Source organism: Micromonospora coerulea (genome assembly GCF_016598485.1).
In the GTDB taxonomy this organism is placed as follows: domain Bacteria; phylum Actinomycetota; class Actinomycetes; order Mycobacteriales; family Micromonosporaceae; genus Micromonospora; species Micromonospora coerulea.
The window spans coordinates 1-10,346 of record NZ_JAEMUW010000060.1; the positions used below are offsets into that span (position 1 = coordinate 1).

The 10,346-nt window shown below is 74.3% G+C and carries 8 protein-coding genes and 1 tRNA gene; 3 read left to right on the plus strand and 6 right to left on the minus strand.

Annotated features, from left to right (window positions below):
• The 4 genes from I8N68_RS31835 to I8N68_RS31850 all read right to left on the minus strand — a co-directional run.
• Positions 1–1,962, minus strand: a 1,962-nt coding sequence (locus I8N68_RS31835) for a VWA domain-containing protein (protein WP_200216815.1), incomplete at its 3' end; no start/stop codon positions are given.
• A gap of 2 nt (positions 1,963–1,964) precedes the next feature.
• Entirely contained in the window at positions 1,965–3,461 is a 1,497-nt protein-coding gene (locus tag I8N68_RS31840) for a magnesium chelatase ATPase subunit I (RefSeq protein ID WP_200216816.1), read from the minus strand.
• A 93-nt stretch (positions 3,462–3,554) separates the two neighbouring features.
• Positions 3,555–4,052 (minus strand): hemerythrin domain-containing protein, encoded by a 498-nt coding sequence (locus I8N68_RS31845; protein WP_234040973.1) that lies wholly within the window; start codon positions 4,050–4,052, stop codon positions 3,555–3,557.
• A 5-nt stretch (positions 4,053–4,057) separates the two neighbouring features.
• Positions 4,058–5,026, minus strand: coding sequence for an aldo/keto reductase (locus I8N68_RS31850; RefSeq protein WP_200216818.1), 969 nt, complete (start codon positions 5,024–5,026; stop codon positions 4,058–4,060).
• A 123-nt stretch (positions 5,027–5,149) separates the two neighbouring features.
• Here I8N68_RS31850 and mgrA point away from each other — a divergent pair, with 123 nt between their 5' ends.
• Together mgrA and I8N68_RS31860 are read left to right on the plus strand one after the other, a co-directional pair.
• Positions 5,150–6,145, plus strand: coding sequence for an L-glyceraldehyde 3-phosphate reductase (mgrA, locus tag I8N68_RS31855; RefSeq protein ID WP_267909717.1), 996 nt, complete (start codon positions 5,150–5,152; stop codon positions 6,143–6,145).
• 81 nt (positions 6,146–6,226) lie between these two features.
• On the plus strand, positions 6,227–6,691 hold the full coding sequence (locus I8N68_RS31860) for a hypothetical protein (protein ID WP_200216820.1): 465 nt from the start codon (positions 6,227–6,229) through the stop codon (positions 6,689–6,691).
• Positions 6,692–6,697: 6 nt separating this feature from the next.
• On the opposite strand, the gene I8N68_RS31865 is transcribed toward I8N68_RS31860, so the two are convergent.
• A complete protein-coding gene (locus tag I8N68_RS31865; RefSeq protein ID WP_200216821.1) occupies positions 6,698–7,618 on the minus strand; it encodes a lytic polysaccharide monooxygenase auxiliary activity family 9 protein in 921 nt (306 codons plus the stop codon).
• Between the two features lie 200 nt (positions 7,619–7,818).
• Here I8N68_RS31865 and I8N68_RS31870 point away from each other — a divergent pair, with 200 nt between their 5' ends.
• On the plus strand, positions 7,819–10,044 hold the full coding sequence (locus I8N68_RS31870) for a DUF4153 domain-containing protein (protein WP_200216822.1): 2,226 nt from the start codon (positions 7,819–7,821) through the stop codon (positions 10,042–10,044).
• A 141-nt stretch (positions 10,045–10,185) separates the two neighbouring features.
• Here I8N68_RS31870 and I8N68_RS31875 read toward each other — a convergent pair.
• Positions 10,186–10,258 (minus strand) — tRNA-Ala (locus I8N68_RS31875).
• Positions 10,259–10,346 lie beyond the last annotated feature (88 nt).

Below are 10,346 nucleotides of genomic sequence, written 5' to 3' on the forward strand. Positions count from 1 at the left end.
CCCCCCCCCCCCGGGGCGGCCGTGGCGGGTGCGGAGGTAGTCGCTGACCACGTACTCGCCGAGGTCGTCGAGGTCGGGGGTGAACATCCGACCCTTGGAGCGGCGGGCCACGGCGTCCACGAAGCGGCGCAGGCCGGGGTCGTCGCCGAGCATGAACAGGTTGAGCGTGGCACCGTAACGGGTGAGCCGGTCCACCTCGCGGATGGTCGCCTCGATCGTCTCCGGCAGCGGCGGCCAGTGGAAGTACGCCTCGCCGTCGGTCGGGTCGAGGTGCGCGGTGGGCTCGCCGTCGGTGACCACCAGGACCACCGGCTCGGCGCCCGGGTGACGGCGCAGGTGCCGGCCGGCCAGCCGCAGCGCATGCTGGAGGTTGGTGCCCTGCTCCAGGTCCGGCTCCACCGCCGCCAGCTCCTGCTGGGTCAGCGGCAGCGCCTCCCGGCCGAAGCCGATGATCTGCAGCGCGTCCTGCGGGAACCGGGTCGCCACCAGGTGCGACAGCGCCAGGGCGGTCTGCTTCATCGGCCCCCACCGCCCCTGCGAGATCATCGAGTACGACAGGTCGACGCAGAGCGCCACCGCCGCCGACGCCCGCCGCTCCGTCTCCACCACCTCGAAGTCGGCGACGTCGAGCTGGACGGGCACGGTGGGACCGGCCCGGTGGACCGCGCGGGTCAGGGTGCGCACCACGTCGAGCGGCTGCTCGTCGCCGTACTCCCACTGCCGGGACGCCCCGCTGACCTCGCCGGCCGCGCCGGCCGAGCGCAGGTCGTGCTGCCCACGCGGCCCGGCGGTCAGGTCGGCGAAGACCCGGCGCAACGCGGTCCCGGCGAGCCGGCGCAGTGCCTTCGGGCTCAGCGTCAGCCCGTCCGCGTCCCGGCTCACCCAGCCCTGCCGGCGCAGCTCGCGTTCCAGCTCGCGCAGCCGGCGTACGTCGTCGGCGGCCTCCCGGCCCAGCGTCCGGGCCACCGCCTCGACGTCGACGTCGTCCAGGGTGGCGCCGGCCTGGTCCTGGTCGAGCTGGTCCAGCAGCTCGTCCAGCTCGGCGATCTCGCCGAGCGCGCCGGTCGCCTCGCCGTAGCCGAGCGGCTGGTCGCCGCGGACCCGCTCGCCGCGTTGCCAGTTCAGGTCGGGGCGCAGCGCCCGCAGGTGGTCGTCGAGCTGGGACAGCTCGCCGGCCAACTGGTCGCCGAGCGACTGGCGCATCAGCCCGGCCAGCTCCTCGCGCTGCCGGTCCGACAGGGAGCGCATCAGCCGCTCGCCGGCCGCCGCCCGGCGGGCCAGCACGTCGACGAGCTCGTCGACGTCCTTCGGCTGCTCCGGGAAGAACTCGCCGTGCCGGCGCATGAACTCGGCGAACGCGTCGGTGGTGTCCTCGCTGCGGGCGTGCCGGGCGAGCAGGTCGTTGAGATCCCGCATCATCTCCGCGAGCTGCCGCTGCACGGCCGGGTCGCCGGCGGCCCGCGCCGCGTCCCGAAGGCCGGCGAAGCGCTGTTCCAGCACGTCGCCGCGGAGCCCGTCGAGGATCCGCTGGTACGTCCGCCGGGCCTCGTCGCTGGCCCAGTCGTACCCGGAGAGCTCGTCGACCGCGCGGGCGGTGGAGCGGGGCAGGTTGTCCAGCACCGCCTCGGCGAAGCGGGCGTCGTCGCCGTCCCGGCCCCGCAGCTCGTCCCGCTCGGCGGCCAGGGCCTGATCGAGCAGCGCCCGGGCCCGGGTCACCGCCCCGTCCAGGTCGCCCCGGCGCAGCGCGTCGCGGCGCATCCGGCGCGCCCGGGCGGCCAGCTCCTCCAGACCGCCCCGCCCCTGCGGGCCGCGCCGCAGCAGGTCGCGCAGCGCCTCCCGGAGGCTGCCGCCGTTCAGCACCTCCGCGCCGACCGCGTCCACCGCCTCGCGCACGTCGTACGGCGGGGCGAGCGGGTCGGGCCCGCCGCGCCACTGGCCGTACCGGAACCGGTTGCCGGCCATGGTCAGCCCCGGCCGCCGTAGACGGTGCGCCCGGTCTCGGTGACGTCCTTGCCGAGCCGGCGGGTCAGGTGCAGCCCCTCCAGGACGAACTCGACGCCGGCCGCGGCCTCCTCGGGAGTGGGCGCGTCGCCGAGCCCGAGCCGGTCGAGCACCTTGGCCAGCCCGGGCACCGGGCCGACCTGGCGCAGCAGCTCGGCCGAGGAGACCAGCTCCCCGGTCTCGATCACCGCGCCCTCGGCGACCAGGTTAGTGAACCCGGACAGGTCCAGCCCGGCCAGGTGGGCCCGGAACGTCTCGGCGGTGGCGGTGCGCAGCAGGTGGGCCAGGACCTCGATCTCCCGCCCCTCCTCACCGCTCTCGAACTCGACCTTGCCGCGCAGGGTGGAGGTGACGGAGACCGCGTCGCCGACCCGGGCGACGGGCGCTTCCGGGCGTACCTCGGCCGGGGCGACGCCGGACGCGGAGCCGGCGGCCGCCGACGCGGCGGAACCGGCGAGCAGGCCGGCGCGGCGCAGCGCGGCGGCGGCGACCGTCTCGGCGGCGGCGATCGCGAACCGGGCGGAGACGCCGGAGCGCGGGTCCACCGCCGGCGACTCGCGAACCGCGCGGGCGAACCGGGCCAGCACCTCCAGCACGTGCTCCGGGACGCCGGCGACCAGGTCGGCCTCCTGCCGGATCAGGGCCAGCTCCAGCTCCAGGTCGACCGGGTAGTGGGTACGGATCTCCGCGCCGAAGCGGTCCTTGAGCGGGGTGATGATCCGGCCCCGGTTGGTGTAGTCCTCCGGGTTGGCGCTGGCCACCAGGAGCAGGTCCAGCGGCAGCCGCAGCTGATAGCCACGGACCTGGATGTCCCGCTCCTCGAGGACGTTGAGCAGTGCCACCTGGATGCGTTCGGCGAGGTCGGGAAGCTCGTTGACGGCGAAGATGCCCCGGTTGGTGCGCGGCACCAGTCCGAAGTGGATGGTCTCCGGGTCGCCGAGGGTGCGTCCCTGGGCGATCCGGATCGGGTCGACGTCGCCGATCAGGTCGCCGACGCTGGTGTCCGGGGTGGCCAGCTTCTCGCCGTACCGCATCGAGCGGTGCAGCCAGCCGACGGCCAGGTCGTCGCCGGCCTCGGCGACCAGCGCGCGGGACGCCGGGGTGAGCGGGTGCAGCGGGTGCTCGTTGAGCACCGAGCCTCCGATGACCGGGGTCCACTCGTCGAGCAGCGCGCCGAGCGAGCGGATCAGCCGGGTCTTGCCCTGGCCGCGCTCGCCGAGCAGCACCATGTCGTGGCCGGCGAGCAGGGCCCGCTCGACCTCGGGCAGCACCGTGTCCTGATAGCCGACGATGCCGGGGAAGCGGTCCTCGCCGGAGCGCATCCGGGCGAGGAGGTTCTCGCGGATCTCAGCCTTGACCGTGCGGTAGTAGTGGCCCGCCGCGCGCAGTTCGCCGAGCGTGCCGGGCAGGTCGGCGGGCGGGACCGGGGAAAGCTGGTTGGGCGCAGTCACCCGACCCACGCTAGCGCGCCCCTGCACCGGACCGCCCGGTTCGGACCTGATCGCCCGAAGCCGGTACGGCCGGGCGGCCATCGGCGTCCGCGGGACCGGCGGTCAGCGGTGCTCGTCGACGTACTTCCGCGGGTCCTTGTCGGCGAAGCGGAGGTTACGGCCGTTCTTGTGCTCGCCGTAGAACTTCAGCCAGCGGGAGCCCAGCTCGGCCCGCAGCTCGACGCCGACGTGCCGGCGGAAGTCCGGCAGCGCCTCGTCCTCCTCCTCGGCCAGGTGCTCGCTGTTCTCCCGGCGGGCCCGCCCCACCGCCGCCCACCACTGGTCCGAGCCGACCGGATGTAGCTTGGACTCGGCGATCGCGTCGCGGATCTTGTTGTGGTCACCGATCGCGTCCTCGGTCTCCTCCTCGCCGTCGTCGCCGCGGCGCACCAGGTGCGGGTAGAGGATGGTCTCCTCCGCCTCGGCGTGGATGTCCAGGTGCAGCGCGAGCGCTTCCCAGACCGCCAGCAGCTCGGCCTCGTCGCGGGCGTCGTCGAGCCGGGCGAAACCGCGCCGGAAGGCGGCGTGGTCGTCGAGGATCAGCGCGGTGATGTCGTCCATCCTGGTCACCTTCCGGTACGGGCGCGGATCAGCTTCGGTAGCGCGGCGAGGCCGGTGATCGGCTGGAACGCCCGGGCCTCGGTGGCCAGGGCGGCGTACTCGTCGTCGGTCAGGTCGATCTCCGCGGCGGCCGCATTGCGTTCCATCTGCTCGACGCCGGACGCGCCGGGGATGGCCACCACGTTCGGGTGGCGCAGCAGGTAGGCCAGGGCGATCTGGCTGGGGGTGGCGTCGTGCGCGTCGGCCACCTCGCGCAGCGTGGCGATCAGCGCGGTACCCCGCTCCAAGTTCTCCGGCAGGAAGTACGGGTTGGCCCGGCGGACCGCCCCGGTGGGCAGGTTCTTCGCGTCGTACCGGCCGGACAGGAAGCCCTGCGCCAGCGGGCTGTACGCGATGACGATCCGGCCGGCCTGCTCCGCGTACGGGATCAGGTCCGCCTCCGGGCCGCGGTCGAGCATGCTGTAGCGGACCTGGTTGCTCAGCACCCGGCGGCCCAGCGCGGCCTCGGCGAACCGCCAGCGGCGCAGGTTGTAGTTGCTGACCCCCACCTCACCGACCAGGCCGATGTCCTGGAGCGCGCGCATGCCCCGCATGGTGGTGGTGTCGGCGACCACCGGATTGGGCTGGTGCACCTGGTAGAGGTCGATGCCGCTGACCCCGAGCCGGGCGGCCGAGGCGACCGCGCGCTGCTGGACCACCGGGGCGATCGGCAGCACCGGGAAGATCTTGCTGGCCACCACGACCTTGGCCCGGTCGGCGCCCAGCGCGGCACCGAGGATCCGCTCGCTGCGGCCGAAGCCGTAGATCTCGGCGGTGTCGAAGAGGGTGACCCCGAGGTCGAGCGCCCGCCGGACGATGTCCGCCGCCCGGCGCTCGAAGTCGGGCCCGTAGCCCCACTCCTTCGACCCGAACTGCCACGTGCCGAGGCCGATCTTGGAGATGGGTTTGGGGGTGTCGAGCTGGACGAAGTGCATGGCCTCGAAGCTACCGCGCGGAGCGGGGCCGCACGCCGGTTCGCAGGCGCAGGCGACCACGGTCCGCCGTCGGCCCGGCGTCACGACCTCTGAGCTCCGGCCCGATCGAACCGAACTAGGATCTTGATCGTGACCTACCTTGCCGCCGATGAGCGCTACGACACCATGACCTACCGGCGGAGCGGACGCAGCGGGCTCCGGCTGCCCGCGATCTCGCTCGGGCTGTGGCACAACTTCGGACCGGACCGGCCGTTCGAGCGGCAGCGGGACATCGTCCGGCGCGCCTTCGACCTGGGCATCACCCACTTCGACCTGGCCAACAACTACGGCCCGCCGCCCGGCTCGGCGGAGGAGAACTTCGGCCGGATGCTCGCCGCCGACCTGAAGCCGTACCGGGACGAGCTGATCATCTCCAGCAAGGCCGGCTATCTGATGTGGCCCGGCCCGTACGGGGAGTGGGGCTCGCGCAAGTCCCTGATCTCCTCCCTGGACCAGTCGCTGCGCCGGATGGGGCTGGACTACGTCGACGTCTTCTACTCGCACCGGTTCGACCCGGACACCCCGCTGGAGGAGACGATGGGCGCGCTGGACGCGATCGTCCGCTCCGGCCGGGCGCTCTACGTCGGCGTCTCCAACTACAACTCGGAGCAGACCGCCCGGGCCGCCGCGATCCTGCGCGACCTGGGTACGCCGCTGCTGATCAACCAGCCGTCGTACTCGATGCTGAACCGCTGGACCGAGGACGACGGCCTGCTCGACACGCTGGAGCAGGTTGGTGCCGGCTGCATCGCGTACAGCCCGCTCGCGCAGGGGTTGCTCACCGACCGCTACCTGGGCGGCATCCCCGCGGACTCACGGGTACGCACCAGCGTCTTCCTCAACGAGAGCGACCTCAGCGAGGACAAGATGGCCACCATCCGGGCGCTCGGCGGGATCGCCGAGCGGCGCGGGCAGACGCTGGCCCAGCTGGCGCTGGCCTGGGCGCTGCGCGACCCGCGGATGACGAGCCTGATCATCGGCGCGAGCAGCGTCGCGCAGCTGGAGGGGAACGTCGCGGCGCTGGGCAACCTCGACTTCACCGCCGAGGAGCTCGCCGAGATCGACCACCACCTGGGCTGATCCCTCGTTGTCGGACCGCGCCGCTATGGTCCGTCGCCAGACGGCCGTGGCGGCGCGGTCCGACCACGAAGGGGTGGCCCGATGGGTGCCTCCTGCTGGAGCTACACGGTCCCCTGGCAGGGCGATCCGGGCGCGGCGCTCGACGAGTTGCAGGCCCGGGTGTTCCGCGACGGCGACTACTGGTGGGCGGTCGGAAACTACTGCCCCGGCGCCGACGACGTCGACCCGACGCAGCGGGCCGCCGCCCCCGGGCCGTCCAGCGTCGACGAGCTGTGGAGCCACGAGTTCGTCCAGGAGTCGGGCACCCATTCGATCCTCGACGTCGACCGGGTGCTCGCGCCCGGCAAGAAGCCGGGCTTCGGCGGGCTCGAGGCGCTGACCACGGCCGAGGCGCGAAAACTCACCGGCGGTGGCCCCCTCACCCGGGCCCACCTGCCGCTGCCCATGGATCTCGTGCGCGAGCGGTGGACCGGGCGGTGGGCGGTGCTGCACGACGCCGAGGGCAACCCGGCCGAGCTGCACTTCTGGGGCTACTCGGGGGACTGACCCGGGTCACCAGATCCGGCGGCGGCCGGCGCGGTGGTTGCGGACCTCGCAGGGACGGCCCACCGGCACGGTGCCGGCCCGGCGCAACCGCAACCCGACGATCACGGCCAGCAGCACGGTGACCGCCGCGGCGGCCCCGGCCACGAGCGGCCAGCGGACCCCGCCCAGGTCGGTCACCGTGGCTACCGGCACCCCGGCCTCCCCCGGGACGCCGGCCCCGCGCGCCGGTGGGGCGGCGGGCGGGACGGTACGCAAGGTGGACGGGCCGGCCGACGGGCCACCCCGAGTTGCGGACGCGGCGCCCGAGGATGACCGGAACACCACGTCGGAGCAGGAGTAGTAGGTGTCCTGGGTGTCGGAGTTCTGCCAGATGATGTAGATCAGGTGCCGGCCGCTGCGCCCCGACGGCAGCCGCCCCGGCATCTGGTACGCGCCGGCGCGGATCGGCGGGTCGGTGACCGTCAGGAAGGGCCGGGTCTCGAGGTCGGCCCAGGTCAGCCGCCGGCTCGGGGCGTAGCTGGTCTTCGTGGCGTAGAGGCGGAACGTGCCCTTGTGCGGGATCGTGGTCCGGTACGTGAAGGTGTACCGGCCACCGGCGGTCAGCGTGGTGGCCGGCCAGTCCGGGCGCGGCAGGTCCAGCCCCCGGTACGCCGACAGCCCGCCGCTGCACAGCGCGCCGTCGGGGATCCGCTCCCGGTCCCGACCGTCGATCCGGGCCACCCGGACGTTGTCCCACTCCCGTATCGCGGCCCCCGCCGCGATCGCCGCGCGGCAGGCCGGCGTCGCCGCCTGCCCGCCCTCCGGTCCGCAGGCCGCCGCCCGGCTCAGCGGCCTGGTGGGGGCGCCGTGCGCGGCGGCGGGCGCGGCGGTGAGCAGCAGAGTCGCGGTGACGGGCGCGACGGCGGCGAGCATTCGGCGTACGGCCATGTGATCGACCTCCCGGGCAGAGGTACGGGCCGGCGGCGGCAAAGGTTCGACGGTCGCCCCGGGAGCCGGTTCTTCCGCACCGCCTCACCTCGCCGCCGGTCGGCCGAACGGCCGTCCGCTGCAGACGGTCCGGTCGGGGGGCGGCGGGCGGCAGGGGCTTGGCCCTACAGTGACGACACCCTGTGATCAAGGAGCGTCCCGTGTCCGAACCACCACCGGCGCCAGATTCCCCCCGGACCGCTGCGGCGGCCGGGTCGACGGGTGGCGACGCACCCGCCGACGCCACGCCGTACCTGCTCGTCATGCCCACGGCCGACGGGTCCCCGCCCGGCGCGCCGTGGCCCGGTTCGGAGGGCCAGCAGGCCTGGGCGATTCCGGTCACCGTCCCGGCCGGCACCCGCGGCTTCGCCGTCTTCGTACCGCTGGTTCCGGCCGCCCCGGGCGAGGCGCCGGTCGCGATGGTCGCGTCCGGGGCCGGCCCGGCGGCACCGGTGATCCCCGCGCAGCTCGTGACGCTCGGCGCCACCCGGGTCACCGTGCCGGTCGGGTCGCACGAGCCGGTGCCGACGGGCGTCGCCGAGGCTGCGAAGCAGGCCGCGCCAGCACCCGCCGCCGACAGCCCGGCGGAGCCGGTGACGGCCGCCACCGAGGGGGCGACGCCCGCCGCGCCGGCTGAGGCAACCACCGCACCGTCCAGCGGGACGCGGCAACCGACCGGGACGGCACCGACCGGCCCGGCGGCGGCGACCGGACCCCCGCCGAGCGTGCCGCAGCAGCGTCCGGTGCCCGGCGCTCCCAGGGCCGCACCGCAGTGGCCGGCCGGGCCCGCGATGCCGCCGTACGGCGCGCAGCCGGTGCCCTGGTCGACCTACCCGGGGCAGCCGGGCCCGGGCTGGGCGCCCCGCCCGCGGGTGCCCCGGACCTCGTTCCTCGGGGCCAGCTGGCGGGGGCCCCAGGAGGCCGGCGGCCGGGCCACGCCGCTCGCGGTGCTCGCCGGCGCGCTCGGGATCGCGTTCTTCGTCCCGCTGAGCCGGACCGGTATCGGCTGGTTCCTCGGCTGGCTGGTCCTGACCGTGGGCGTGCTCGCGGCGGTCCGGCGGGGCACCGCCGAGCTGCCCCGCACCGAACGCCTGGTCCGCGGCGGTTGGGCGATGGCCGCCCTGGCGCTGCTGTCCGTCCTCGCCTTCCGCAACGCCTGGTGGTTGGTGACCTTCTGCGTCCTCGGCGCGCTCTGCTGCGCGGCGCTGGCCATCGTCGGCGGCCGGCTGGTCCGTTCGATCCTGTTCAGCCTGGTGGCCGCGCCGTTCGCGGCGCTGCGCGGCCTGCCGTGGGTGCGCCGGCACATCACGGTGTCCCCGGAGGCGGGGATGGTGCGCCGGGTCACCGGCTCGGTGGTCGCCACCGTGGTGGTGCTGCTGGTCTTCGGCACCCTGCTCTCCTCGGCCGACGCGGCGTTCTCGGAGGCCTTGGGCGCGATCGTCCCGGAGATCAACATCGGCACCGTGTTCCGCTGGATCTTCCTGGCCGTGGTGGGCGCGCTGATCGCGGTCGCCGCGCTCTACACCCTGGCGGCCCCGCCGGATCTGTCCACGGTGGACAAGCCGAGCCGCCGCAACCTCGGCCTGCTGGAGTGGGCCCCGGCCATCGGCGCGCTCACCCTGCTCTTCGCCGGCTTCGTCGTCGTGCAGTTCACCGTGCTCTTCGGCGGCCAGCGGCACGTCCAGAAGGTGGCCGGCCTCAGCTACTCCGAGTACGCCCGCAGCGGCTTCTGGCAGCTGCTCTTCGTCACCCTGCTGACCCTGGCGGTGCTCGGCGGGGTGAGCCGCTGGGCCAGCCGGGAGCGCCAGGTCGAGCGGACCGTGCTGCGCGTCCTGCTCGGTCTGCTCAGCGCGCTCAGCGTGGTGATCGTGGTGTCCGCGCTGTCCCGGATGTACACGTACCAGAAGGTGTACAGCTTCACCGGTGAGCGGATCTTCGTGATGGCGTTCGAGCTGCTGCTCGGGGCGGTCTTCCTGATGATCCTGGTGGCCGGCATCCGGTGGCAGGGCCGGTGGATCCCAGCCGCGACCGTGGGGCTGGCCGTGGCGATGCTGCTCAGCCTGGGCGTGCTCAATCCGGAGGACTACGCCGCCCGGCGGAACGTCGTCCGGTACGAGCAGACCGGCAAAATCGACGCGTGGTACCTGCGCGCGCTCTCCGCCGACGCCACGCCCGCCCTGACGAAGCTCCCGGACCCGGTACGCCGGTGCACGCTGAGCTGGATCGCCGACGACCTCGCCGAGTCCGACCCCTGGTACGCCTGGAACCTGGGCCGGTACCGGGCCCGCCGGGCACTCGACGAGCTCGGGAAGGAGGCCGTCGGCGGGCCCAAGGACTGCCGGGCGGCCGACCAGTTCGACCTGCCCAAGAGCCGCCGCCCACGGTGAGGCGGTCGGGCCGCGCGGTCACACCGGCCGCGCGGCCCGCCACCGCCGTGATCGGGGTCACCCGGGCGGTACGCGCCATCCGAGGCAACGAAGAACGCCCTGGATCGGGATATGCTCCCGGTCCAGGGCGTTTCGCAAGGGTGGAGCCGAGGGGACTCGAACCCCTGACCCCCACACTGCCAGTGTGGTGCGCTACCAGCTGCGCCACGGCCCCTTGCTGTCGTGCCGGTCGCCCGGGCACGCAGAGAACTATACACACGCCCACCTGCATGGTCATCTCGCGGGGGTGCCGTTACCTTTCA